The organism is Haloactinospora alba (assembly GCF_006717075.1).
GTDB lineage: Bacteria > Actinomycetota > Actinomycetes > Streptosporangiales > Streptosporangiaceae > Haloactinospora > Haloactinospora alba.
The window spans coordinates 959,287-983,607 of sequence record NZ_VFQC01000001.1 but is presented as its reverse complement, the minus strand read 5'-3'; the positions used below and the strand labels follow the sequence as shown (position 1 = coordinate 983,607).

20 protein-coding genes are annotated in these 24,321 nt (G+C 69.1%); 8 read left to right on the top strand and 12 right to left on the bottom strand.

Going from position 1 to position 24,321, the window contains the following annotated elements; translation table 11 throughout:
* Window positions 1–19 precede the first annotated feature (19 nt).
* The gene (locus tag FHX37_RS04550) at window positions 20–1,003 is read right to left on the bottom strand and encodes a TAXI family TRAP transporter solute-binding subunit (protein ID WP_211351743.1); all 984 of its coding nucleotides are present in this window, start codon (window positions 1,001–1,003) and stop codon (window positions 20–22) included.
* A gap of 308 nt (window positions 1,004–1,311) precedes the next feature.
* Here FHX37_RS04550 and FHX37_RS04545 point away from each other — a divergent pair, with 308 nt between their 5' ends.
* Window positions 1,312–3,354: a S9 family peptidase gene (locus FHX37_RS04545; protein ID WP_141922308.1), complete on the top strand. Its 2,043-nt coding sequence runs from the start codon at window positions 1,312–1,314 to the stop codon at window positions 3,352–3,354.
* 2 nt (window positions 3,355–3,356) lie between these two features.
* Here FHX37_RS04545 and FHX37_RS04540 read toward each other — a convergent pair whose 3' ends face one another.
* The 4 genes from FHX37_RS04540 to FHX37_RS04525 all read right to left on the bottom strand — a co-directional run bounded on the left by FHX37_RS04540 (window position 3,357) and on the right by FHX37_RS04525 (window position 8,761).
* Window positions 3,357–3,926, bottom strand: coding sequence for a regulatory protein RecX (locus tag FHX37_RS04540; protein ID WP_141922307.1), 570 nt, complete (start codon window positions 3,924–3,926; stop codon window positions 3,357–3,359).
* Window positions 3,919–5,115 (bottom strand): recombinase RecA, encoded by a 1,197-nt coding sequence (gene recA, locus FHX37_RS04535; protein ID WP_141925008.1) that lies wholly within the window; start codon window positions 5,113–5,115, stop codon window positions 3,919–3,921. Before recA ends, FHX37_RS04540 begins: the two co-directional genes overlap by 8 nt.
* Window positions 5,116–5,363: 248 nt before the next feature.
* The gene (locus FHX37_RS04530) at window positions 5,364–5,558 is read right to left on the bottom strand and encodes a DUF3046 domain-containing protein (protein ID WP_141922306.1); all 195 of its coding nucleotides are present in this window, start codon (window positions 5,556–5,558) and stop codon (window positions 5,364–5,366) included.
* A 323-nt stretch (window positions 5,559–5,881) separates the two neighbouring features.
* On the bottom strand, window positions 5,882–8,761 hold the full coding sequence (locus FHX37_RS04525; protein ID WP_141922305.1) for a serine/threonine-protein kinase: 2,880 nt from the start codon (window positions 8,759–8,761) through the stop codon (window positions 5,882–5,884).
* A gap of 140 nt (window positions 8,762–8,901) precedes the next feature.
* Here FHX37_RS04525 and FHX37_RS04520 point away from each other — a divergent pair, with 140 nt between their 5' ends.
* Both FHX37_RS04520 and FHX37_RS04515 read left to right on the top strand, forming a co-directional pair.
* Complete coding sequence (locus tag FHX37_RS04520) at window positions 8,902–9,513, top strand: GNAT family N-acetyltransferase (protein WP_141922304.1); 612 nt, start codon at window positions 8,902–8,904, stop codon at window positions 9,511–9,513.
* Between the two features lie 25 nt (window positions 9,514–9,538).
* Entirely contained in the window at window positions 9,539–10,546 is a 1,008-nt protein-coding gene (locus FHX37_RS04515) for an oxidoreductase (RefSeq protein ID WP_394344468.1), read from the top strand.
* Window positions 10,547–10,601: 55 nt separating this feature from the next.
* Here the strand turns inward: FHX37_RS04515 and FHX37_RS04510 are convergent, their stop codons facing one another.
* On the bottom strand, window positions 10,602–11,816 hold the full coding sequence (locus FHX37_RS04510; RefSeq protein ID WP_141922303.1) for an ROK family transcriptional regulator: 1,215 nt from the start codon (window positions 11,814–11,816) through the stop codon (window positions 10,602–10,604).
* Between the two features lie 263 nt (window positions 11,817–12,079).
* Here FHX37_RS04510 and FHX37_RS04505 point away from each other — a divergent pair, with 263 nt between their 5' ends.
* From FHX37_RS04505 to FHX37_RS04485, 5 genes are all read left to right on the top strand, one after another.
* Window positions 12,080–13,348 carry an extracellular solute-binding protein gene (locus FHX37_RS04505; RefSeq protein ID WP_141922302.1) on the top strand — a complete coding sequence of 423 codons (1,269 nt, stop codon included), beginning with the start codon at window positions 12,080–12,082 and terminating at the stop codon, window positions 13,346–13,348.
* Between the two features lie 84 nt (window positions 13,349–13,432).
* A complete protein-coding gene (locus FHX37_RS04500) occupies window positions 13,433–14,440 on the top strand; it encodes a carbohydrate ABC transporter permease (protein WP_141922301.1) in 1,008 nt (335 codons plus the stop codon).
* The gene (locus FHX37_RS04495; protein WP_141922300.1) at window positions 14,437–15,363 is read left to right on the top strand and encodes a carbohydrate ABC transporter permease; all 927 of its coding nucleotides are present in this window, start codon (window positions 14,437–14,439) and stop codon (window positions 15,361–15,363) included. The genes FHX37_RS04500 and FHX37_RS04495 overlap by 4 nt, the downstream gene beginning before the upstream one ends.
* Before the next feature lie 110 nt (window positions 15,364–15,473).
* On the top strand, window positions 15,474–16,913 hold the full coding sequence (locus FHX37_RS04490; protein WP_141922299.1) for a glycoside hydrolase family 3 protein: 1,440 nt from the start codon (window positions 15,474–15,476) through the stop codon (window positions 16,911–16,913).
* A 120-nt stretch (window positions 16,914–17,033) separates the two neighbouring features.
* A complete protein-coding gene (locus tag FHX37_RS04485; RefSeq protein ID WP_141922298.1) occupies window positions 17,034–17,486 on the top strand; it encodes an RrF2 family transcriptional regulator in 453 nt (150 codons plus the stop codon).
* A gap of 159 nt (window positions 17,487–17,645) precedes the next feature.
* Here the strand turns inward: FHX37_RS04485 and FHX37_RS04480 are convergent, their stop codons facing one another.
* From FHX37_RS04480 to FHX37_RS04455, 6 genes are all read right to left on the bottom strand, one after another.
* Window positions 17,646–18,113: a Dps family protein gene (locus FHX37_RS04480; protein WP_141922297.1), complete on the bottom strand. Its 468-nt coding sequence runs from the start codon at window positions 18,111–18,113 to the stop codon at window positions 17,646–17,648.
* Window positions 18,114–18,301: 188 nt separating this feature from the next.
* Window positions 18,302–18,661, bottom strand: coding sequence for a helix-turn-helix domain-containing protein (locus FHX37_RS04475; protein WP_141922296.1), 360 nt, complete (start codon window positions 18,659–18,661; stop codon window positions 18,302–18,304).
* Window positions 18,662–18,829: 168 nt separating this feature from the next.
* The gene (locus FHX37_RS04470; RefSeq protein ID WP_141922295.1) at window positions 18,830–19,315 is read right to left on the bottom strand and encodes a CinA family protein; all 486 of its coding nucleotides are present in this window, start codon (window positions 19,313–19,315) and stop codon (window positions 18,830–18,832) included.
* A complete protein-coding gene (gene pgsA, locus FHX37_RS04465) occupies window positions 19,312–19,908 on the bottom strand; it encodes a CDP-diacylglycerol--glycerol-3-phosphate 3-phosphatidyltransferase (RefSeq protein ID WP_141922294.1) in 597 nt (198 codons plus the stop codon). Before pgsA ends, FHX37_RS04470 begins: the two co-directional genes overlap by 4 nt.
* Window positions 19,909–20,399: 491 nt before the next feature.
* Window positions 20,400–21,527 carry a RodZ domain-containing protein gene (locus FHX37_RS04460; RefSeq protein WP_141922293.1) on the bottom strand — a complete coding sequence of 376 codons (1,128 nt, stop codon included), beginning with the start codon at window positions 21,525–21,527 and terminating at the stop codon, window positions 20,400–20,402.
* Between the two features lie 220 nt (window positions 21,528–21,747).
* Window positions 21,748–24,270 carry a DNA translocase FtsK gene (locus FHX37_RS04455; RefSeq protein WP_394344467.1) on the bottom strand — a complete coding sequence of 841 codons (2,523 nt, stop codon included), beginning with the start codon at window positions 24,268–24,270 and terminating at the stop codon, window positions 21,748–21,750.
* Window positions 24,271–24,321: the final 51 nt, after the last annotated feature.

Here is a 24,321-nt window from a genome sequence, read left to right as displayed (position 1 = left end):
CGCCGGATTCCGGACACCCTCAGTCCAGAACGCCCGCTTCCTCGTAGTAGCGCTCGGCACCCGGGTGCAGGTCGGTCGGCCCCCGGCTCTCGGTGGCGGTCTCCGCGTCCAGCTGGTCACCGACGTCATGGCCGATGTCGTCCGCCCCCTCGTACATCTCCTGCACGAGGTCGTGGGCGACCTCCTCGTCGAGGTCGCTCGTGGAGTACAGCGACGCCCAGTTCGTCAGCGTCTGGACCGGTTGGTCCTGCCCCTGGTAGGTGCCCTCCGGTATCTCCATCGTGGAGTAACTGGGGTTGTCCTCCATGAGCTGGTCCGCTTCCTCCCCGGCGATCTCGACCATGGTGATGTCGGTTCCGCCGGTGGCGACCTGTTCGATGCTGGCCGCCGGAACAGCGAGGATCGCGACCGCGGCGTCGACCTGACCGTCGCTGAGCTTCGTGGTCGCTTCCTCGAAGGTGCTGTTGAACGCCTCGACGTCGCTTTCCGGGTCCCATCCCTGGGACTCCAGGAGCTGCCGTGCGGCGACCTCGGTACCGCTTCCCGGCGGCCCCATGTCCACCCGCTTGCCCTTCAGGTCCGCGACTGACTCGATGCCGGAGTCCTCGGTGGCGACGATTTGCAGCACCTCGGGGTACACGTTGCCGAGGAGGGTCACGTCGTCCGGGTTGGCAAGCGGCTCGTCAGCGAAGTCCGACTCCCCGTTGGCCGCGTTCGCCGCCACCCCGTTGATTGCCAGGATGAGCTCGTTCTCGCCGTTGTCCAACAGGCGCAGGTTCTCCACCGAGGCTCCGGTGGCCTGCGTGCTCACGTTCACGTCGTCGATGTTGTCCGACCACAGCTGGGCGATCTCACCGCCCAGGGGGTAGTAGGTACCGCCGGTCGAGCCCGTAGCCAGCGTCATGTTGTTGCCGCCGGCGCCGCAGCCGGCGAGTACGAGCACTCCCACTGCCGCCAGGGCGAGCGCGCCCGGCGCGCGCATGGTCGTGTTTCCGGTTCTCATACGGTGAGCATCCTCCTCGGTGTCTCACTGCTCTTCGGCGGTGTACCGAAGGGTCGAAGGAACCGCGTAGAACGCGTCGCGTTTTTGGCGGGACTATACGCAGCCAACCGCTACACTGCCGACCCGTCCCCCGATCACAACTACGGAACGATGCATCCGGGCGGAACAGGCCGCTGCGGGCCGGTCGCACCAGCGGGTCGGGCCGGTCGCAGCCCAGTAGAGGGACGCTGCCGCGCGTCGTTCCACAGCCCTCGGACCACTAAGGTCGAAATGTCGTTTCATTGCCCCCGCATTTGTAAAGTTTGACCATGACAGACCGTGTGACGGCCTCCTATGGCGCCTGGCCATCGCCGATCGCAGCGAATGATGTCACCAGAGGTGAACGACGGCTGGGCTTCCCCAGTGTCGTCGGGGAGAGGATCTGGTGGGAGGAGTCCCGTCCGGAGGAGGACGGACGCAACACCATCATGCGCAGGGACTCCGACGGCAGCGTCACCGAGTTACTCGCCGCTCCGTGGAACGCTCGCACGCGCGTGCACGAGTACGGTGGGCGCTCCTACGTCCCGGTTCCGCGCCAGGAGGGCGGGGAGGGCTCCCGGCCGGGAATCGTCTTCGCCAACCTCGACGACCAGCGCCTGTACTTCCTGGCGGAGGGCGGGGACACCCCCAAGCCGCTCACCCCCGAACCGTCCGCGGACGCTGCGCTGCGGTACGCCGACATGACGCTCACCAATGACGGCGGACATGTCATCTGTGTCCGGGAGCAGCACGGATCCGAGGACGGGCCGAGCCGCGCCATCGTCTCCGTACCGCTCTCCGGAGCCGCCGACACGCCGGAGGCGGTCCGCGAACTGGTCACCGACGCGGACTTCTTCGCCTCTCCGACCCCCTCCCCGGACGGTCAGCACCTCGCCTGGATCTCGTGGAACCACCCCCGGATGCCGTGGGACGGAACCGAGCTGCGGGCGGGCACCCTCTCGGAGAGCGGTGTCACCGGCGTCTACACCCTCAAGGGCGGCGTGGGCGAATCCGTGCTCGCCCCCATGTGGCAGGACGAGTCGTCGCTGCTCTTCCTCTCCGACTGGCCGGGCTGGTGGAACCTCTACCAGATCGGCCTCACGGGGCCGGCTTTCGCGCTCTACCCCGCGGAGAAGGAGTTCTGCGGAGGGTTCACCCTCGGGATGCAGCCCTATCAGCTCCTCGACGACGGCCGTGTGGTCACCCTGTACGGCCACGCGGACCTCTCCGTCGGCGTGTACGACCCGAAGAGTGCCGAGCTGGAGGCGGTGAGCACCCCGTTGACGAGCTGGCAGGCGCTGGCCAGCGACCGGAACACGGTGGTGGGGGTGGCGGCCGCCGCCGACACGCCACAACGGCTCGTGCAGCTCGACCCCGACACCGGGCACACCCAGACCCTCCGGCGCTCGCAGGACGACCTGCCCGACAGCAACTACGTGCCGGAACCGCGCACTGTCTCGGTCAACGGGCGTTACGGCGGAGCGGTACACGCCAACGTCTACCCGCCCACCAACCCCGCGGCGACCGGCACCGGCCCCGCTCCCTACATCGTGTGGGTGCACGGTGGCCCCGTCGGCTGCTCCGGCACCGAGCTGGACCTCGCCAAGGCGTACTTCACCAGCCGCGGCCTCGGCATCGTGGACGTCAACTACAGCGGTTCCACCGGCTACGGCCGCACGTACCGCGAAAGGCTGCAGCGCCAGTGGGGCGTGATCGATGTCGAGGACGCCGTCTCCGTGGTCCAGTCCCTGGTGGATGACGGGACCGCTGACCCGCAGCGGTTGGCGATCCGCGGCGCGAGCGCCGGAGGGTTCACCACGCTGAGCGCCCTCACCCGGGACACGTTCGCCTGCGGGGTCTCCGTGTTCGGCGTCACCGACCTGGTGCGGCTGTCCGAGGAAACCCACGACTTCGAGTCGCGGTTCCTCGACTCGCTCATCGGCCCGCTCCCCGGCTACGAGGCCACCTACCGCGAGCGGTCCCCGATCAACCAGGCCGACAACATCCAGGCACCGGTACTACTGCTGCAGGGCACCCAAGACCCGGTTGTTCCACCGCCGCAGGCCGCCGAGTTCGCCGCCGCGCTCACCGAACAAGGGCTGAGCCACGCTCACCTCGAATTCGAGGGCGAGGGGCACGGGTTCCGCGCGGCGGAGTCGCAGCAGCGCGCACTGGAGGCCGAGCTCGCTTTCTACGGCAGGATCTTCGGTTTCGCCCCGGCGGGAGTCCCGGAGATCGAACTGGTATCCGGAGGCGGCCGTGGGACCGGCTCCGAACCGCAGGACACCGAGGAGACAGAGGAAGCAGAGGAAGCAACGGAGGAGAAGGAGTAGCCCTACTCGAACGCGGTGGTGTCGGGCTCGGGAAGATCGACGTCCGCGCCCTCGGCTTCCAGTTCCTCCCGGGCCAAACGGTAGGACAGTCCGGCCGGGTACCCCTTGCGTTCCAGCATCCCCATGGTGCGGCGCAGGCGAACACTGACCGCTTTCCCGCGGGTGGAACGGAGCTTGCGCCGCACCAGCTCCCGCGCGGTCGCCTCCTCCTGGTCCGGGTCGAGGTCCTCGACGGCCTGTTGGATCGTCTCCTCGTCAACGCCGCGTTCCCGTAGTTCGGCCGTGAGCGCCGCGCGTCCCAGCCCGCGACCGGTGTGGCGGGACTCGACCCACGCGTCGGCGAACGCGGCGTCGTCAACCACCCCTGCGGCATCGAAACGCTCCAGGACCGTGTCGATGACACTCTCGTCGGTCCCGTGGCGCCGCAGTGCGCGTTCCAGCTGCGCCCGGGTCCGGGGGGCTGTGGCGAGAAGCCGCAGGCAGAGAGCGCGTGCTCTGCCCTCCGGGCTCTCGGACTCGTGGGCTCGGGCCTCCGGAACGGACGTGTCCTGGGTTGGCCGCCCGTCACTCATCAGCGGAGGAGGAGGTCGCTTTCCCCTTGGTGGTGCGCTTTGTCGCGGCCGCGCCCGAACCGGTACTACCGCTCTTGGCGCTGGTTTCCTTCCCCGCGCCGGTCCCCTTGCCGCCGGTACCGGTGTCCTTGCCGGAGTCCTCGGTCTCCTTGCTCTCCCCCGCAGCGCCGCTGGCGCCGGAGCTGTTGTCGCCGGGGGAACGCACGCCCAGTTTCTCCCTGATCTTCTTCTCGATCTCGTTGGCCATGTCGGCGTTCTGGCCCAGGAAGTTCCGCGCGTTCTCCTTGCCCTGGCCCAACTGGGTTCCTTCGTAGGTGTACCAGGCCCCCGACTTGCGCACGATCCCCTGTTCCACGCCGAGGTCGATCAGCCCGCCCTCCCGGGAGATCCCGATCCCGTAGAGGATGTCGAACTCCGCCTGTTTGAACGGCGGGGCTATCTTGTTCTTCACGACCTTCACCCGGGTCCGGTTACCGACGGACTCCTGGCCGTCCTTCAGGGTCTCGATCCTGCGCACGTCCAGGCGGACGGAGGAGTAGAACTTCAGTGCCCGGCCACCGGTCGTGGTCTCCGGGCTCCCGAACATGACACCGACCTTCTCCCGAAGCTGGTTGATGAAGATCGCGGTCGTCCCGGTCTGGCTGAGCACGCCCGCGATCTTGCGCAGTGCCTGGGACATCAGGCGGGCCTGCAGTCCCACGTGGCTGTCCCCCATCTCGCCCTCGATCTCCGCGCGCGGAACCAGTGCCGCGACGGAGTCGACGACGAGGATGGACACGGCACCCGACCTGATCAGCATGTCGGCGATCTCCAGTGCCTGCTCACCGGTGTCGGGTTGGGCCAGCAACAGGTCGTCGGTGTTGACACCGATCTTCTTCGCGTAGTCCGGGTCGAGGGCGTGCTCCGCGTCGACGAAAGCGGCGATCCCTCCCTGCTTCTGGGCGTTGGCGACGGCGTGCAGCGCGACGCTCGTCTTGCCCGAGGACTCGGGGCCGAACACCTCCACGACCCTTCCCCGCGGGATACCGCCGATCCCCAGGGCGACGTCCAGCGAGATCGAGCCTGTGGGGATGGACTCCACCGGAGGACGGTCGTCATCACCGAGGCGCATGACAGAGCCCTTGCCGAACTGTCGCTCGATCTGGGCGAGCGCGGTTTCTAGAGCCTTCTCTTGATCAGCAGCAGCCACGGGGAACCCCTGTTGGGACGGTGTCTTCTTCATTCCGGAGATGACGCTACGCGGTGGTGGCGACATTTCGCGACGCGGACCGCCGCCTGGGGACAAGACGGACGCCCTCTCCCGGCACACGGTCGGACCGGAAGCCACGCGCGTCGGACGTCCCCGGCGCGCACCAGCATCCCGAGCGCACTACCAGCATACCCGAACTTCTGTTCGACTGCCGGGTCCCGAACGGAGGCGAGACAGTACGAAACGTCTCACCGGAGTGTCGGCGGCAGGTCGAAGGTGTCGCACACCGCCCGCCACACCTCCTTGACGCTCACTCCCTCCGCGAGTGCCTGCTGGACCGTGCGCGACCCGAGTTCCTCGAACACATGGTCGCGGGCGAGGCTCTCGGCGTAGGTCTCACCGAACTGCTCGTGCATGCGCTGCCAGAACTGGGAGAGTCTCATGGAACGGTCGACGCGGACCCCACCCGTCGGGTGGAAGGGAGAGCGCGTCGTTCTCCTTTCTCGTGGTGTGGATGTGGCCGTCCGCACGACGTGGCAGGCGACCACGGGGCCGGCCTCCCCGACCGCGCCGGAAGCGGTGGCGGGGCCGGAACGTGCCGGTGTGGACTCCCGCCCGCCCGCGGTACGAGCGTCCGCGGGGTTCCCTGACCGGAGTCCCGAAGAAGCGCTCCTGGCCGGACGGACGCGCTCGGGCACCCGACGCGCCCTCCCCAGTATCAACGCTCTACCGCGCTCCCGAACACGTGGGACACGGCGCGGCCTTCTCACCCCTGGACCGACGTGTCCCCCTCCCCGGGGTCCACCCGGGTCGGCGCCTGCCCACTCGGTGGGGCCTGTGTCGGCGCTCCCGCCCGTGTGGGGGGCGCCGGCGGGGCCGCGGCACCGGGCGGCGGCGGGGTGTGGCCGTACTGTTGTCCGCCGTGGCCGGGGTACGGCGTGGCCTGGCCCCAGTACGGCTGTGGCGCGTAGTAACCGTGTGGGACCGCTGCGGGGGCGGGTGCGGACTTCCGGTAACGCAACCGTTCGCTCAGCCACGCGCCGAGGACGAACGCTCCGGGCAACAGGAACAGTAGCGCACCCCATCCCGCGGCATCGGGTTCCTGCCTCACCAGCCACAACGTCAACGCCCCCACTCCCGGGACGGGCATGTCGAGGTCGTGGCCGGCGAAGACCTCCATCAGGAACACACCGCAGACAGCGGAGATCCAGAGCAGGTGGGCACCGGTGAACCGCCACAGGGCATAGGCGGCGGTTCCCATGAGCAGGGAGGCCAGCAGCAGGAGGGTGAGAGCCGCCTCCGCCTGGGCCACGCTCGTCTGTCCGGTGCCGGCGAGCTCTCCCTCCGCGCCGCCGAGCAACAGCACCAGTGCCCACACCGGGGTCCAGATGGTTGCCCCCAAGCCCGCACCAGCGGCGGCAGCACGCACCCACGGACGGTGCTCCGCCAGGAGCGGCCGGGCGGGGCTCCACGGAACGCGGGCGCTCAGTGTGGAGATGATCAGCCAGAGGAAGAGCGCGAACCCGGCGGGGAGCGCCAGCACGGTCCAGACGAGGGCGCCCTGGCCCATCGCGGTGAGGGTGCTCACCAGCGGGTCACGGACCATGGCGGGCACGAGTAGCGGCGGACGGGACAGGTACGGCGGCACCAGACTGAGCGGCACGGTCACAAAGGTGCCGTACACGACGGCGGCCGGTCGCAGGCGGACGGGGGCGAGCGCCGTTCCCAGGGCCATCAGCAGGTACGCCGGCCACATTTCGGTCTGGTAGACGAGACCGGTCGCGACGGGGGAGTTATCGGGGGCCTGCGGATGGGCGGGGAAGGTGCCGGGAGCGGCGAGGCGGAGAACCGTTCCCAACGCGTAGCCGCAGACGCACCACAGCAACAGCGCCAGGACGAACACGCGGGGCGCCCCCGGTCCGAACCACGTGCCGGGTCTGAGGAGGCGGCGCCACTGGGGACCGGCCGCGGCACGCGCGGCGGGGGCGAGCAGCTGGACCGCGACCAGTGCGCGTAGCCCCTCGAGGCTGCCGGGATCGGCGGTGAGCGCCTCAGTGAGCAGCGCGCGCCACCACGGCAGGGCGAGCGCGGGCCATGCGCGCAGCGCCGAACGCGCCGGGCGCCCCCGTGCCGGTTCGTCGATGAGTACGACCGCCAGAGCCACGGCCCGATCGCGTTCCGTCGGGTCCAACCGGAACCCGAGTTCCCCCGCGGTCAGCAGCGCGCCGTCGATGACACCACGGGCTCGGTGCCCGACACGTTCCAACCGCACACAGCGCGTGTCGCACTCCGCGTGCTCGCAGCGGTGGGCGGCGGTGATCAGCGAGACCTCGTTGATGACGATCTCGGCGAGTACCTGGTGCTCGGCCGGACCGCCCTCCGCGAGGGCACGCAGCCCGCTGACGCTGGCGTCGTGTCCGCGGTAGGTGGGCGGGGAGTCCTGAAGCTGGGCGGCGAGGAAGGCGGTTATGGCGACCGCCGCCGCCTCCCTGCCAGCTATCCCGGACAGGTAGTCCCGGTCGAAGGCGGTGTCTCCGATGTCGTCCAGCCAGGCGCGCAGCTTGCCCGCACCGTTGTCGCACAGCCAGTTCTCCGCGCGCTGGGTATGGGTACGGAACAGTTCGGCGAGTTCGGCGGGAGTGTGCACGCTGTTTCCCGCGAACGTGATGGGGCGTTGCGCGGTCGTGGCACGCAGCGGCTGGTGGGGAAGGGCGGTGCTGGCGGAGGTCACGGACCATCCGGCGTCGAGGAGGCGCGTGGCGGCACGCGTGAGGTGCTCGTGCCCGCTCTCGCCCGCTGGGTGGTCGCTGGCGGGTTCGCCCGTGATGGCGGTGAGTGCCTCCGCCGCCGTCGGACGGTCCGCGGGTGAGCGGCTGAGGGCTCGCTGGACGACACCGCGCAACGCGGTGGGGAGTTCCGCAGCGGCGCTGTCCGGTTCCTCGTTGACGGTGCGGTAGCGCAGTACGTCGACCGGCCCGGCGCCGTAGGGCGCGCGTCCGCTGGCGGCGTAGGCGACCAGCCCGCCCCAGCAGAACACGTCCGAGGCGAAGCCGGCGCGCTCGCCGTCGTAGCGTTCCGGGCTGATCCATCCGGGGGTGCCCACCACGGCGTCAGTGTGGGTCATCGACACGTCGTCGAGGGCCTGGGCGATCCCGAAGTCCAGGACTTTCGGCCCGTCGGAGGCGAGGATGACGTTCTCGGGCTTGAGGTCACGGTGCACGATGCCCTCGCGGTGGATGGCCGCCAGGGCCTCGGCCAGACCCGCGGCGAAACCGGTGAGGTCGCCGCCGCGCAGCGGCGCGTTCGCCGCCATGTAGGAGTGCAGGGTGGGGCCGGAGACGTAGGCGACGGCGAGCCAGGGGAGCTCGGCCTCCGTGTCGGCCGCGAGCAGGGGGGCTATACAGCGTCCCTGGACCCGCTGCGCCAGGTGGACCTCCCGGTTGAACCGCTCCCGGTAGCCGGCGTCCGCGGCGTAGTGGGGGTGGATCATCTTGACCGCCGCCGGATAGTCGGCGGCGTCCCGGCCGGCGTAGACGATGCCCATACCACCCGCGCCGAGCCGACCGATGAGCCGGAAGGCACCGAGCCGCTGGGGGTCGTCGGCGGTGAGCGGAGCCAGCCGGGAGTGGTCAGCACCTGTCACCATCGCGGGGTCTCCTGGGTGGGGGTCTCCGGTTGCGCGACGGTATTTTCCCACGGGCGGGGGCGCGGAGACACCGCGCTTGCGGTTCCCCGCACGGAAATTCGGTGGACGGGGATCAGCATGCTCACCGAGGATCAGGAGGCATGCCGTCCTTTGCCTCCGGATCCGATCCGGCGACCGGCGCGGGGAGCGCACCCCGCGTCCGCCCGATGGAGAACGACGACGTGCCTGACCTGGTCGCTGCGGGGCGCGCTGCCGCCACGCTGTTCGCCTCGGCCGGCCTGGACCTTCCGGACGGCGATCCCCGACACGTCCTGCGCGGTGCCGCGTGGGTCCTGGTGGTGGGGCGTCCCGCTGTCGGCTACGCCGCGGTGTCGACGTTGGGGGCCGCCCTCGCGCCGGAGTGGTCGGGGGGAGACCGCCGCGCCGCCTACCTGGAGGAGTTGGCGGTGCGCCCGGACCGGGGCGGCGCCGGGTTGGGCACGGCGCTGCTGCGGGCGGTGTGCGACCGGGCGAGGGAGCGCGGCCTGTCGTGGGTGACGTTGACGACGTTCCGCGACGTGCGGTTCAACGCCCCGTTCTACACGCGCCGGGGGTTCGCTGAGCTCCCTTCCCTGGCGTGGGGTGCCGAGCTGCACGCCCGCTGGCGGGAGGAGGAGCGGGCGGGGATCGCCGTGGCCCCGCGGATCGCGATGTGCAGGCGGTTGGTCGACGCCTCCGGAGCCGGGAACGTGTCACCCCCTCCGACTGGATAATGACATCGAGCATTAGTACGGTTTCGTGGGTAAGGTCACCCGCCCCGGTTCGCTGCGCGTTCCGTCCGGCGGGGCCGATCACCCGCGACCGGAGGTCCGTACGTTGCGTTCCCCTTCCTGGCAGCTGTCCGACGCTTTCGACCAGAGCGGCCGTACGGCCGTGGTGACGGGCGCCAACAGCGGTATCGGTTTCGTCGCCGCCCGTGAGCTCGCCCGGTTGGGTGCCAGGACCGTGCTCGCCTGCCGGGACCACGGCAGGGGGGAACGCGCGCTGCAACGGTTGCGTTCGGAGGTTCCCCGAGCGCGCGTCGAACTGCTGCGGCTCGACCTCGCCGACCTCGCTTCGGTGCGGGAAGCCGCCGAGTCGCTTCGCGGTGAACGTGTTGACCTGCTGGTCAACAACGCCGGGGTCATGGCCCTGCCGTACCGCACCACGGCGGACGGTTTCGAGATGCAGTTCGGCACCAACCATCTGGGCCATTTCGCACTCACCGGGCTGGTACTGCCGTCGCTGCTCACCGCACCGGACCCCCGGGTTGTCACGGTCAGCAGCGGCCTGCACCAGTTCGGCCGGATGAACTTCGGCGATCCGCACGGCAGGCGCCGGTACGGCAGGTGGACGTCCTACAGCCAGTCGAAACTGGCCAACCTGCTCTTCAGCGGGGAGTTGCAGCGCGCGGCGAACCGCTCGGGGGCCTCGTTGCGTTCCGTGGCCGCCCACCCCGGGATGGCGGGTACGAACCTCGCCGCGGTGGGACCCGCGCTACAGGGGCGCGAGAGGCTGGGCGCGTTCCTCTCCCGCGCGGCCGGAACACTGGGGCAGAGCGAGGAGATGGGGGCGCTGGCCACCCTGCGGGCGGCTCTCGACCCCCGGATCCCGGGGGACTCCTACATCGGCCCCACCGGCCTGTTCGGACTGCGTGGTGCCCCCCGACGGTGCCCGCGCGCTTCCGCGGCGCGCGACCGGCAGGCGGCGAAGCGACTGTGGGAGCTCTCCGAGGAGCAGACGGGCGTGACCTACGCCTGGGAGTGAGTCTCCCGTCCCGCGGCGGGGAGGACGGTTCCTCTCCTCCCGCGGACAGCGGATCTCACTCCACGGACGCGAACACCTCCTCGCGCGCCTGTTCGAGTGCCCAGAGCAGGGCACCGCGCAGCACGGGATTCCCATCCACGCGCCCGATGCCGACCTCGGGCGCGTTGGGCCCGATACGGGCGGCGGCGTCAGCGACCCGGCGCGCCAGTTCCGTTCCCCCGGTCTGGGCCACGTCTCCCCCGAGGACGACCAGTCCCGGGTCGAGCACCACGCACACGGAGGCTACGCCCCGAGCGATGCGGCGGGCCAGTTCCTCCAGGAACGCCTCGCCCTGCGCGCCTCCAGTGTTCGCGGCGGCGATCACGTCGGCGGCCCGCTCGGCGGGGAAACCGTGTGTCGCGCCGAGGCAGACGATCTCCTGCGCTCCGACGAGGGCCTGGAACCCGTGGGTGAGGGAGGGCTTGCCGTAGGCGGTGTGCAGCGACTGGTACCCGCCGGGGAGGCCGACATCGTCGGGAAGCGGGGCGCCCGGCACGGGAAGGTAACCGATCTCGCCCGCCCCGCCGGAGTTGCCGGGGTGGATACGGTCGCCGAGCATGATCGCCATCCCGACGCCTCCCCCGCTTCCCAGCCACATGAGCGCGAAGTCGGAGGCGTCCTCAGCCGCGCCCTCGGCGTGTTCGGCGAGGGCGGCGAGGTTGACGTCGTTCTCGATCTGCACCGAGCGGCGGAGTTCGGAGCGGAGCGCCTCGAGCACTCCGGCGTGCCAGGAGTGCAGGTCGAAGGAGAAACTGATGTCACCGGAACGGGGGTCCACGACACCGGGAGTTCCGATGACGCATGCCATCAACCGGTCGATCGGCACCTCCGCGCTCTCCACGAGCCTCCGGACGGTGGTACGCACCACCGCGACGGGGTCGGCGGAGGTTGTGGGATCCACGGTGACCTCCCCGACGGTGCGGCCGGTGATGTCGGCGATGGCGGCCGTCACCTCGGTGGCGCTCACGTCCAGGGCGGCCACGTAGGCGCTCGTGGGAACCACCGCGTACAGCGCCGCGTTGGGTCCCCTGCTGCCCGCCTGACTTCCGACAACGTGCACGAGACCGCGTTCCTCCAGCCGGCCGAGCAGTTGCGAGGCGGTCACCTTGGACAGGCCGGTCTCCTGGCCGAGCTGGGTTCGCGTTAGCGGTCCGGACGAGAGCAGCAGCTCAAGAGCCGACCGGTCGTTGAGTTGCCGCAGTAGACGCGGGGTCCCTGGGCGTCGAGACATAACTGTGACACCGCCGTCTCTATTTATTAGGAAAGTTTCTTGTTAGTTTAGCGGGCAATCCGCACCGGCGTACCCGGGCACCGCTAGCACGGCGGTCCGTCACGCCGGGGAGAGCGGTTAGACAGCACAAGTGCTATCCCAGCACATCCCGCACAACTGACGAAGCCCGCGTCGTGCGTTCGTCGCCGAGCCAGAGATGTTCCGGGGGGCGTCTTTTCCGACGCAACGTCGCATGCGTGGTGACGCATGAAGGGAGAGACCGCATGAGATTGCCGAGTGTCGCGGCCGCCTCGGTCCTGCTGCTGTTCGCCTCCGCCTGCAGCAGCAGCGAGGACACGGCGGACAGCCTCACCGTGTGGGTCATGGGCGATTCCACCGATGAGCGTGTCGAGTACTTCGACGGGATCGAGGAGAGGTACCAGGAGGACTACCCCGAAACCACCCTCGACGTGGAGTTCATCCCCTGGGAGGACGCCCAGGAGTCCCTCAACACCGCCATGGGGGGCGGAGACGCTCCCGACGTCCTCGAGGTGGGCAACGACCAGGTGGGCAACTGGGCCGCGCAGGGCGCCCTGCTCGAGCTCGACGAGCACGCCGGGGACTGGGACGCGTTGGACGACATGGACCAGGAGGCGGTCGACTACGGGAAGTACGAGGGAACCCAGTACGGCATCCCCTGGTACTCCGGGGTGCGGGTCCTCTACTACCGGGCGGACTGGTTCACCGACCTGGGCATCGAGCCGCCGCAGAGCTGGGAGGAACTCGTCGACACGGCCGGCGAGATCGAGAGCGAGAAGGACACACCCGGGTTCGCCGCCCCGACCGACTTCACCAACGGCATCGCCAGCTTCGTCTGGAGCAACGGCGGTGAGATCGCCACCCAGGAGGACGGAGAGTGGCAGGGGCAGCTGACCTCCTCCGAAACCCGTGAGGCCATCGACTTCTACTCCGGCCTGACCACCGAGGAGGAGGTCTCCCCGAAAGCCTACGTCGGAGAGAACGAGCTGACCGCGCTCGATGACATGGCCGCCGGACAGCTCGGCATGTACATCGACGGGCCCTGGGCGATGACCCAGATGGAGGAGAAGGTCGACGACCCCGAACTCCTCGAGAACATCAGCGCGACACCGATCCCGGGCCCCGACGGCGATCCCGCTCCGGTGTTCGCCGGAGGCTCCGCCCTGGGGGTCTTCTCCGCCACCGAGCACCCGGAGAGGGCGTTCGAACTGCTGACGCTCCTCGGTGACAAGGAGGGCGGCCCCGGATACGCCGACGTGGCGGAGTTCTTCCCCGCCTACCCCGAGATGCTCGACGACGAGAAGTACCAGCAGGAGCCGGCCACCGCAGCGGCGGCCGAAGCGATGAAGAACACCAAGTTCTTCCCCGCCACACCCAACTGGAACGCCGCTGACCAGGACAAGAAGATCCTTCCCGGTGCCATGCTCGACATCGCCAAGGGCGAGGACCCCGACGAGGTCCTGCAGGAGGCCAACGAGGAACTGACCAGCACTCTCAACGAGCAGGTCGAGTAGCACCCGCTCCCAGACGAGGGCGGCCGGAGGCGGCACCTCTCCTCCGGTCGCCCTCCTCCACGAACGACACGGGAAGCCCTGCCCATGGCACAGACACCCGAAACGGTGCGTCCGGCCGAGGAGTCCGAAACGGCGGAGACGCGCACCACCCCCCGCGGGGGTCCCCAAGGCAACCGCTGGAACCGCTGGTTAAGCCCGCCGTACCTGTTGATCGCGCCCGCACTGGTGTTGCTGACCGGTGTACTGTTCTGGCCGATCGTGCAGATGGTGTGGAACTCGTTCTACGAGTACTCCACCCGCCACCTGCTTCCCAACAGCCCGCCGGCGGAGTGGGTGGGGGTCCAGCACTACACGGACCTCCTCTCCGACCCCCAGTTCTGGACCATCCTGCGGAACACCGTGCTCGTGTGCGGCGCCATGGTTGTTCTCACCATGGTCCTGGGCACGTTGGTGGGCCTCCTGCTGAACAGACTGCCGAACTGGTTCTCCACCGTCGTCGGTATCGGCATGATGCTGGCGTGGGCCACTCCCGTCATCAGCGCCTCGATGATCTACAAGTGGCTCTTCGAGGACCGCAGCGGCCTCGTCAACCACATGTTGGCGGCGCTGCCCGACTGGCTCGTGGGTTCCGGCTGGCTCGAGTACCAGTGGTTCCTGGACCCGCTCCCGCTGTTCAGTGTCCTGGTGCTGATCATCGTCTGGCAGGCCTTCCCCTTCATCGCCCTGTCGGTTCTCGCCGGCCTGAAGAGCATCCCCGGTGAGCTCTACGAGGCGGCCCGGGTGGACGGCGCCGGCGCGTGGCGCTCCTTCTGGGCCGTGACGTTCCCGATGCTGCGCCCCCTGTTCGCCCTTCTGCTCATCCTGCAGATCATCTGGGACCTGCGCGTGTTCACGCAGCTCTACATCCTCGCCGGCGGCTTCCAGAACGAGTCCGTCTACCTGCTCTCGTACTACATCTACCAGCAGGGCTTCTCCGCCAGCCCGCCCAACTACGGCATGGGATCGGCGATCGCGGTGGTCATGACCGTGATGATCCTCGGTATCACCGCGTACTACCTGCGAATCATGATCCGCCAGGGGGAGACGAGATGACCAGCACGGCCGAACGACGCGCGCCACGTGCCCAGACCGGCCGGCGCGCACCCAACCCCGCCAAGGCCGCACGAGCCGTCGGCCTGTACGCGGCCGGACTCGCGGTACTGGTGTTCTCCGTGTTCCCCGTGTACTGGATGCTGGCGACCGCGTTCAAACCACAGTCGGAGATCGTGTCCCTCGACCCGACCCTCGTTCCCATGGCCCCCACCCTGGAGAACTTCGACCGGGTGCTGAACGGCCAGATCATCCCCGGCGTCAGCTTCTGGCGGTTCATGGTCAACAGCCTCATCGTGACCCTGGGGTCGGTGGCGATCGCCGCCGTGCTGTCGTTACTGGCGGCCATAGCCGTGGCACGGTTCCGGTTCCGGCTGCGCACGGCGTTCATCATCCTGCTGATGGTGATCCAGATGGTGCCGATGGAGGCGATGATCATCTCCATCTTCATCAACATCCGCCAGTTCCAGGACACCACCGGGCTCCAGCTGCTCGGCAACCTCAGCGGCATTCTCATCGTCTACGCCGCGGTGGCCGTACCGATCACCACCATGATGCTGCGCGGTTTCGTCGCGGCCGTCCCGAAAGAGCTGGAAGAGTCCGCCGCGATCGACGGCGCCAGCAACTGGACCATCTTCTGGCGCATCCTGATGCCGCTCGTCGCGCCCGGTCTGGCGGCCGCCAGTATCTTCGCCTTCATCACGGCGTGGAACGAGTTCATCGTCGCGCTGACGTTCCTGGGACGCAGCACCGAGTACTACACCCTGCCGCTGACCCTGTCCTACTACTCCAGCCGCTTCGGCGGCACCGACTGGGGCGGGATCATGGCCGCCTCCACACTGCTCACGGTCCCGGTCATGATCTTCTTCCTCTTCGTCCAGCGCCGCATGGTCAACGGCCTCACCATGGGCGCGGTCAAGGGCTGAACCAGCCCGCCGCAGGCGCCGTCCGTGACTCCCCTCTCCCCTCCCCGAACGGGCGGCGCCTCTTCCTGTGCTCATCCCGTGCCCGCACATGTCGCCGAACGGAGCTCACTATGTCCACGGATCCCACACTGGAACGTCTCGCCAACGCGACCCTGCTGGTGCCCTTCGAGTCGGACCACGCCCCCCGCTGGCTGCGCGAGGGGTTGGCGAACGGCCTCGCTGGCGTCTGCCTTTTCCACAACAACATCTCGAGCCTTTCCCAGGTGACGGAGCTGAACGCCCAACTCGCGGAGGCGGCGGACGCTCCCCTGGTCGCTCTGGACGAGGAGGGCGGCGACGTCACCCGCATCGGGCAGCAGGCGGGCAGCAACTATCCGGGCAACGCGGCGCTCGGCACGGTCGACGACCCCGAACTCACCCGGACGGTGCACCGCTCGCTCGGCGCGGAGCTGCGCGGTCTCGGTTTCACCCTCAACCTCGCTCCGACCGTGGACGTCAACACGGTCGCAGACAACCCCACCATCGGCACGCGGGCCTTCGGTGCGGACGCCGAACTGGTGGCCAGACACACCCGTGCCGCGGTCACCGGACTGCAGGAGAGCGGAGTCGCCGGATGCGCGAAACACTTCCCCGGCCACGGGGCGACCCGGCAGGACTCCCACACCACTCTCCCCACCGTCGAGGCCGACCGCGACCTCCTACTGCAGCGGGAACTCGTCCCCTTCCGCGCCGCCATCGACGCCGGGGTCCGCGCCATCCTCACGGCGCACATCACACTTCCCGCTCTGGGGCTGTCCAGCCCGGCCACCCTCGCTCCGGAGCTGGTGACCGAACTGTTGCGCCGGGAGCTCGGGTTCGACGGCGCGGTGGTGAGCGACGCATTGGACATGCACGGGGTCAGCGGCGACATAGGGATCGCGCAGGCGGCGGTACGCGCGCTGGGGGCAGGGTGCGACCTGCTGTGCCTGGGACGGTTCGTCTACGGCGACCAGGTCGCCGGGATCCGCTCCGCGATCACCGACGCGGTCCGTTCCGGCGAGCTGGACGGCGAGCGGTTGGAGGAGGCCGCCGAGCGCACCACGCAGCTTCGTTCCTGGACCCGGGAGAAACCGGCGTCCCTCGAGGTGGAGGCGGTCGGTCTCAACGGGGCGCGGCGGGCGGCGCGCATCGACGGGGAGCTGCCCCACCTGGACGACCCTCTCATCGTCCAGGTGGACACCCCTCCGCTGGTCGCGGCGGGCGACGTCCCCTGGGGGCTGTCCCCGTGGTTCCCCGGAACAGAGTACGTGGACGCGGAGAGGACCACTCCGGAGGAGATCCTCGGCCGGGCCAACGGTCGCGGCCTCGTCGTGGTGGTGCGGGACGCCCACCGCCATCCCGCGACCCGGACGTTCGTCACGGGACTGTGCCGACAGCGGCCCGACACGGTCGCCGTGGAGATGGGACTTCCCGTGTGGCGTCCCGACTCCCGCGCCCGCATCAGCACGTACGGGGCAGCGTGGGTGAACGCGCAGAGCGCCGCGGAGCTGCTGACGAGCGCTCTCTCCTGAGGAATTCCGTGTTCTTCACTATCCTGAGAGCTGTGAAGGTATCCAGCACCGAACGACGGAACGACCACACCCGCAACCCCGTTGACGCGCCCTCCCGGCCGTCCACGGCATAATCGCACTATGCGCCTTTCTGCCCGGGTCGATTACGCGTTGCGTGCCGCAGCCGAACTCGCAGCCGCCAGCGGCGGCCCCGTGACGGCCGAGCAGCTCGCTCGCTCCCAGGTCATACCTGGGAAGTTCTTGGAGAACATCCTCACACAGCTGCGCCGTTCCGGCCTGGTACGCAGCCAGCGGGGCCCGGTCGGCGGCTACTGGCTGGCCCGGCCGGCCGCCGACATCTCGCTGGCCGACGTCATCCGTGCCGTCGACGGGCCGTTGGCCAACGTGCGCGGGGAACGGCCGGAGCACGTGGACTACGAGGGCGCGGCCCGGAGTCTGCAGCAGGTGTGGATCGCGCTGCGCGCCAGCGAGCGCTCCATCCTGGAGAGCGTGACGTTGGAACACGTCGCCACGAACAGCTTCCCCAGCGCTGTCGACGCCCTCATCGAGAACCCCGAGACGTGGGCGACGTAGGCTCTGTTCGGTTCGATGGAGCTCGCTCTGCCGCGCTGCGGTGGGTGCGCCGCGCGCGGGAAAGGGAGCCTAAGGGTCTGACCTCAGAGCCCGCACCGAACGGAGCGCCGACGTCACGGACGTCGGCGCTCTTCCCGGTACTGTCCCGCTCCCGAACGGTCAGCGCATGGCCTCGAACATCCAGTGCTGCTGTTCCAGATCCTGTGCGGCGGAGATCAGCAGGTCCTGGGTCACGGGGTCAGGCTCCGCCGTCGCCTGGGTGTGCCCCCGGAACCGCTCCACCACCCCGCTCAGCGCGTCGGTGATGGTCGCGATCACCTTGTCGTCCCGGAGATATCCGGGGTCCGGTTGCGGGATCCGCGTCTCCGAGGCGACCGTCGTCGAGCGGCCGTCCGGTGTCGTTCCTATGGTTACGGCCCGTTCCGCCAACGTGTCCATGTGGTCCCGGACTGCCGAAACGAGCTGGTCGAGCTGCAGGTGCACAGAGCGGAAGTTGGATCCGATCACGTTCCAGTGCGCCTGTTTGGCGACAAGCGACAGGTCGATCAGGTCGACGAGAGCGCTCTGCAGCCTCTCCCCCGTGATCTTGCGGGCGTTGTCGTCCAGCGGCCCGTGGATCTTCGGCATCACTCGCTCCCCTCGCGCGGTTTCGCCGTTACCCGACCGCACTGCCCGAGGGGCGGCATGCCCAAACCACGAAACGCACCAGGTCGGGGTTCTCGTCTCTGTCACGGCGAGAGAGCCCCGACCCGCAGTCTCCCTATCGGCCACCGGGGCGGTGTCCGACGGTGCGTTCAGCTGTGTGGGAGGAGAGGTTACACACCCACCATATCGACGACGTCTGGCACACGATCAGGCACCGAATCGACACCGATCCGCTCGGACTCTGCAACGGATTCGGACGGGACCGACCTGTTGAGCAGAGCAGCCTCTTGCAGCTCGGCGAGAGCGAACTGGTCCGCGACCTCGCGCAGAACCTGAGAAATGGGGATTTCCAAGGCAGTGCAAATCGAGGAAAGCAACTCGGACGAGGCTTCCTTCTGCCCCCGCTCAACCTCCGACAGATAACCCAGCGAGACCCGCGCCTCAGCCGACACCTCACGGAGGGTGCGGCCCTGCCGCTGCCGAAGCTGCCGTAGCACGTCACCGAGCAGGTGACGAAGCAGGACCATCATTCGCGCTCCCTCCCACCGGTAGCGACCAACATATTCAACACCGTACCTGCCGAGGCTCTGATCGTCGCGCCCTCCCTGCCACTGTTCGCTGGAGGGGTAACGCGAACATGGGACCGATTTGTTCCATGTCCTCGTCCGAGAGGGAAACGGTCCCGCGCCTGACTCCCGCTATCCGGACGCCCCCGCGCCAACGACACTACTGAGCAGGCGAAGAGCCTGGTCAACAGTGGCTTCTCGGATTTCGGAGCGTTCCCCGCGCAGGTGCAGCTCCGCAAGCTGCACGTCTCCCGCAGGACCGGCCACCGCGGCGAAGACGGTACCGACCGGCTGCCCGTCCTGAGGTTCGGGCCCTGCTACCCCGGTAACGGCAAGACCAAACGTGGCCGACATCCCGTCCCTGGCCCCACGGGCCATCTGCCGGGCGACGTCGGGGTGGACCGCGCCGTGGTCCCGCAGCACCCGCTCGGACACTCCCAGCAGCGCAAGCTTGGCGTCCGTGGCGTAGGCGACCACCCCGCCCAGGTACACGGCCGAGGCTCCCGGGACTCCGGTGATGGCGGCGCCGACCATGCCGCCGGTCAACGACTCCGCTGTGGCGACGGTACTCCGGCTCGCCTCGAGGGCGCGGTAGGCATCCAGGGCGGCTTCGCTCATGCGTCCCGTCCGGTACCGGAACGCCGCAGCATCCGCACGGCCTGGACAACGTAGTCACCGCCGGTCCACACCGTGACCCCGACCGCCACCGCCATGAGCGCGTGGCCCGCGAAGTGCAGCGGTTCGGGGAGCGGAAAGAGGTAGACGCTGATAGCGACGACCTGCAGCACCGTCTTCAGCTTCCCGCCCCGGCTCGCGGGAATCACCCCGTAGCGCAGCACGGCGAAACGCAGGGCGGTGATACCCCACTCCCGGAGCAGGATGACGGCTGTCACCCACCACCACAGCTCCCCGAGGAAGGAGAGCACGACAAGGGCCGCACCCGTCAACGCCTTGTCGGCGATCGGATCGGCCACTTTGCCGAAGTTGGTGACGAGGTTCCGCCGTCGGGCCAGCTCCCCGTCGATCCTGTCCGTGACCGCGGCCAGAACGAACACCGCGAACGCGGCGAACCGCCACGCGGGATGGTCGAACAGCATGAGGACGACGAACAGCGGCACCATGACGAGTCGACCGACGGTCAACACGTTGGCGATGTTGAAAACCGAACTGTGCTGTGGTGTGGGCACGGGTGCGGAACCTTGCGCGCTCATCGCGGATCCCACTGTCGGATGGCTGTTACCCGGGAGACGGCCGCCGCTCGGCCCGAGGCACCGGCACACGCGCCGTCCTCCTCCAAGGGGGAGAACAGCGGGGAGCTTCCGTACCGCACGTGGGGCGCGGCAGACGCGCGTGGCACCGGCAATGCTGGTCTCCGCGGCGCGGCGACGGGAGTCCGCATCCCCCCGGACGTCCGAGAGTTCCGGCGCCCGGGCACCGCCGCAACAGGCGTGGCGGACCTCTCACCCGTACTCGGGCGGAGAACAGACGAGACAGTACGGCGCGATGACATATCTTCCACGGCTAGGCGAGAACACGAGAGCGGCAATCTCCCACATATACCACCTTAGTTTGTACCAAGCAGGGTGCGGGCCGTTGCCGCCCGTCCGACCGGGCCGAGGCCGGTTCCCACGCCTCCCGCCACCGGTGCCGACCCCGGTCCTCCGGGGGAGCCAGGGCCGCGCGCGGGTCGCGGGGCCGCTCCTCAGTTCCCCGAGTCGCTGCCCTCGATCCCCTCCGTACCGACGGTGAGCCGCTGTGTTCCCTCGTCACTGTCACCGAGATCCTTTTCCTCGCCGTCCACCCGCATCCGCAGCGCGTCGGGATCGTCCAACCGGAGCCGGATCTCCTCGGAGCCCGTCCACTCCCGGCTCTCCCCCTCTTCCAGGTCGCCCGAGTACAGGGTTCTCCCGTTCCCCCCGGTGACCTCCACCGTGCTGTCCTCCTCGGCGCGGAGTTCCACAGTGACCCCGTCCGGCTCCCGCACCGTCTCCCGTGGGAGGAGACCACCGCGCTGCATCACCCTGTCCGTGACGCTACGGACGGGACTGCTGTCCGCACCGGTAGCGGCCGGACGCCCACGTTCCTCCTTCTCCTTCACCGGTGCGGTGCGCGGCACCTTCCCCTCCTCGGCGTTCCCTCCCTCGGGCCAGGCCTGCAACGCTGACACGGCCGCGGCGGCGACCAGGGCCACGGTGACGAAGAACGGCCAGACCCGCCGACGCGGCGAGGTCACACCGCGTCGCTGCTGGGGCGGGACAGCCGCCTCGGTAGCGCTGTCGGCGCTCTCCCGCTCCGCCTGGGGTTCCTGGGCTGCCTGGGGTTCCTGGTCCGCCTCGGTGGCGCCCTCCTGGGAGTCCTGGGGATCCTGGGACTCCTGGGACTCCTGGGGATCCTGGGACTCCTGAGTGTCCGCGGGGGCCGGCACCGCGTCCTCAGGTGGGGCGGAGGAGACGGCCGGTTCACCCCGCTCCGTCCCGCTCTGTTTCGAGACTCCCTCGGTCGCGGGGGGATCATCGGAGCTTACGTCCCTACCCGACCGCGCCCTCCGTGTACCGGCCATGACCGGTTCCGCCGGGAGCATCGTCCCGAGAGCCCGGCTCGCGTACTCCCGGTCGAAGTGCTCGAGAAGCGGCTGGGGATCGACGTTCAGCTCCTTGCACACCGACTTGATGTGTCCCTTGGCGTAGAAGTCACCACCGCAGAAGACGAACTTGTCGCGCTCCATCGCCTGGAGGACGCTCTCCCGAATACATGTGCGGGCGCTCAGTCCGGCAAGCGTGTACCCTGCCCGCTCCCGGATGGCGGTCAGTGTCTGGCCGATCGTCGTCATGCCCGCTCCTTCCCGGTACACCGGGCACGCCGGCGACGCACACCCGTGCGTCCTGCTGCGTACGCTCGTTCCTCCCCTCCTACTGTGGTTGCCCACTGTTCGTATCGGTAAGGTGACACACCAAATTAATCGGTTAAAACTCGGTCAACAGCGGCGGAACGAAACGCAGGCCCCTGGAGTAACCACGGAGACGGCGATTCGTGTGACCCGCACCACCCGGCTACTGTTCACCGCGGAGCTGCGCCAACGCGTCCGGTAGGCCCTCGGGCGTAACCAGCACGTCACGCGCCTTCGACCCCTCACTCGGGCCGACGACCTCCCGGCTCTCCATGAGGTCCATCAGCCGGCCCGCTTTGGCGAACCCGACCCGGAGTTTGCGCTGCAGCATGGAGGTGGAGCCGAACTGGGTCGTGACCACGAGCTCGATCGCCTGGGCCAGCAGTTCGAGGTCATCGCCGACCTCCTCGTCGATCTCCTTCTTCTTGGCCTCGGCGGCGCCGACGTCCTCCCGGTAGGCGGGTTCGGCCTGCTTCTTGCAGTGCTCCGCGATCGCCCGGATCTCCTTCTCCGTGACCCACGCGTTCTGCAACCGGATGGGTTTGCCCGCCCCCATCGGCAGGAACAGCGCGTCGCCCTTCCCCACGAGCTTCTCCGCTCCCTGCTGGTCGAGGATGACGCGGCTGTCGGAGAGGCTCGACGTGGCGAAGGCGAGCCGCGAGGGGACATTGGCCTTGATCAGGCCCGTGACAACGTCGACGCTGGGGCGCTGGGTCGCCAGCACCAGGTGGATCCCCGCCGCGCGTGCGAGCTGGGTGATCCGTACGACCGCGTCCTCGACGTCCCGTGGCGCGACCATCATGAGGTCGGCGAGCTCGTCCACGATCACCAGCAGGTACGGATAGGCCTCGTACTCCCGCTCGCTTCCCGGTGGAGCGGTGAGCTCACCGCTGCGTACCGCCGCGTTGAAGTCGTCGATATGCCGGTACCCGGAGGCGGCGAGGTCGTCGTAGCGGCGGTCCATCTCACTGACGACCCACTGCAGGGCGTCCGCCGCCTTCTTGGGGCTGGTGATGATCGGCGTGATCAGGTGGGGGATGCCCTCGTACATGGTCAGTTCCACCCGCTTGGGGTCAACGAGGATGAGCCGGACCTCGTCCGGGGTCGCCCGCATCATGATCGACGTGATGAGGCCGTTGATGCAGGTGGACTTGCCGGCCCCCGTGGCTCCCGCCACCAGGATGTGCGGCATCTTGGCGAGATTGGCCACCACGTTGGCGCCCTCGACGTCCTTACCCAGGCCGGTCACCATCGGATGGTCGTCAGCGGTCGCCGCGGGGGAACGCATGATGTCGCCGAGACTGACGATGTCCTTGTCCGTGTTGGGGATCTCGATCCCGATGGCCGACTTGCCGGGCACGGGAGACTGGATCCGCACCTCCGCGCTCTTCACGGCGAGCGCGATGTTCTTGGAGAGAGCGGTGACCTTCTCCACCTTCACGGCCGGCCCCAGTTCGACCTCGTAGCGGGTGACGGTCGGGCCGCGGGCGAAGTCGGTGACCTCGGCGTGGATGTTGAACTGCTCCAGCACCCTGTTGATCGCCTCGACCACGGAATCGTTGGCCTTGGTCCGCTCCTTGGGGGGCGAACCGGGTTTGAGCATGCTGGGTGTCGGCAGCTCGTAGTCGCCGTCGACGGTACGGGCGGGGATGGACAGCTGTTCGGCGCTCTCGGGAGGGGGCGTCGGTTCCGGGGGCGGTGTGGGGGACGGCGGGGACTCGCCCGTGATGACGGGGGTGTCGTAGGGGCGTTCGGTACTTCCCGCCACCGTCTCGGAGGAGGTGGTGCTGTCCGCCGACTCCGTCTTCGGTTTGCGCTTGGGTTTGGACTTGGCGGGGGCCTCCTGCTCCGGCTCTTCCCCGCCGAGGATGCCCATCCCGGCGCTGGGGCCGCTGTCCCGCTGCATCAGACTGCCGAACAGGGCCTGGAGGCGTTCCGGGATGCGATGGATCGGGGTGGCGGTGACCACCAGCAGCCCGAACAGCAACAACATGCACAGCAGCACACCGGTCACCCACGAGGTGATGAGCGCGCTCAACGGGCCGGAGGCGGCGAACCCGATCAGACCTCCGGCGCGCCGCATCGCCTCCTGACCCTCGGAGGGCCACGGGATGCCGTGGCCGATGTGGATCAGCCCCAGAAGCCCCACAAGCGTCGCGGAGAAGCCGATCGACAACCGGCCGACGTCGGTGTCGCCGTTGCCCGGCGTACGCATCAGCCGCCAGGCGAACGGCAGGAACAACAACGGGAGCACGGGGGAGAACGCGCCGAAGGCCCCCACCACGACGGTACGGGTGGCTTCCGGAAGCGGCCCGTCGGTGTCCCACCACACTGCCGCGGCGATAAGCAGCCCCAGGGCGAGCAGGACGAGCCCCGAACCGTCCCGACGCAGGTCCGGGTCGAGGTCACGCGCGCTCCGCCCCGCGGTGCGGGTGAGGCCGCCGGCGGTGTGGGCCAGCAGCTTCCACACCAGTAGCAGTCCCTGGCCCAACCAGACGAAGCCGAGAGCTATGGGGCCTTCCGATGCCGTTGTCTGACGTGACCTGCGGTTGCGTTGCGCGGACGAGCCCGATCGGCGTGCGGACGCCTTCTTCTTGGCCGTCCCGCTCCGTTGCGACGCACCGCTGCCGGAGCGTTGGGAGGATTTGGGGGTGCGGGTGGCCATGGCGGGAAGGATACTCGCCATGGGTGACGGGCTTCAGCCCCGCGCCGGGCGTGTCGCCCGGGCGCGGCACGC

What these genes read in the sequence shown, in the direction of transcription:
- FHX37_RS04500 (WP_141922301.1), top strand. Translation starts at nt 13,433, where the DNA reads ATGGCACAGACACCCGAAACGGTGCGTCCGGCCGAGGAGTCCGAAACG.
- FHX37_RS04490 (WP_141922299.1), top strand. Translation starts at nt 15,474, where the DNA reads ATGTCCACGGATCCCACACTGGAACGTCTCGCCAACGCGACCCTGCTG.
- FHX37_RS04530 (WP_141922306.1), bottom strand. Translation starts at nt 5,558, where the DNA reads ATGAGACTCTCCCAGTTCTGGCAGCGCATGCACGAGCAGTTCGGTGAG.
- FHX37_RS04510 (WP_141922303.1), bottom strand. Translation starts at nt 11,816, where the DNA reads ATGTCTCGACGCCCAGGGACCCCGCGTCTACTGCGGCAACTCAACGAC.
- FHX37_RS04545 (WP_141922308.1), top strand. Translation starts at nt 1,312, where the DNA reads ATGACAGACCGTGTGACGGCCTCCTATGGCGCCTGGCCATCGCCGATC.
- FHX37_RS04470 (WP_141922295.1), bottom strand. Translation starts at nt 19,315, where the DNA reads ATGAGCGAAGCCGCCCTGGATGCCTACCGCGCCCTCGAGGCGAGCCGG.
- FHX37_RS04485 (WP_141922298.1), top strand. Translation starts at nt 17,034, where the DNA reads ATGCGCCTTTCTGCCCGGGTCGATTACGCGTTGCGTGCCGCAGCCGAA.
- FHX37_RS04480 (WP_141922297.1), bottom strand. Translation starts at nt 18,113, where the DNA reads ATGCCGAAGATCCACGGGCCGCTGGACGACAACGCCCGCAAGATCACG.
- pgsA (WP_141922294.1), bottom strand. Translation starts at nt 19,908, where the DNA reads ATGAGCGCGCAAGGTTCCGCACCCGTGCCCACACCACAGCACAGTTCG.
- FHX37_RS04540 (WP_141922307.1), bottom strand. Translation starts at nt 3,926, where the DNA reads ATGAGTGACGGGCGGCCAACCCAGGACACGTCCGTTCCGGAGGCCCGA.
- FHX37_RS04525 (WP_141922305.1), bottom strand. Translation starts at nt 8,761, where the DNA reads ATGGTGACAGGTGCTGACCACTCCCGGCTGGCTCCGCTCACCGCCGAC.
- FHX37_RS04455 (WP_394344467.1), bottom strand. Translation starts at nt 24,270, where the DNA reads ATGGCGAGTATCCTTCCCGCCATGGCCACCCGCACCCCCAAATCCTCC.
- FHX37_RS04505 (WP_141922302.1), top strand. Translation starts at nt 12,080, where the DNA reads ATGAGATTGCCGAGTGTCGCGGCCGCCTCGGTCCTGCTGCTGTTCGCC.
- FHX37_RS04520 (WP_141922304.1), top strand. Translation starts at nt 8,902, where the DNA reads ATGCCGTCCTTTGCCTCCGGATCCGATCCGGCGACCGGCGCGGGGAGC.
- FHX37_RS04460 (WP_141922293.1), bottom strand. Translation starts at nt 21,527, where the DNA reads ATGACGACGATCGGCCAGACACTGACCGCCATCCGGGAGCGGGCAGGG.
- FHX37_RS04550 (WP_211351743.1), bottom strand. Translation starts at nt 1,003, where the DNA reads ATGAGAACCGGAAACACGACCATGCGCGCGCCGGGCGCGCTCGCCCTG.
- FHX37_RS04495 (WP_141922300.1), top strand. Translation starts at nt 14,437, where the DNA reads ATGACCAGCACGGCCGAACGACGCGCGCCACGTGCCCAGACCGGCCGG.
- FHX37_RS04475 (WP_141922296.1), bottom strand. Translation starts at nt 18,661, where the DNA reads ATGATGGTCCTGCTTCGTCACCTGCTCGGTGACGTGCTACGGCAGCTT.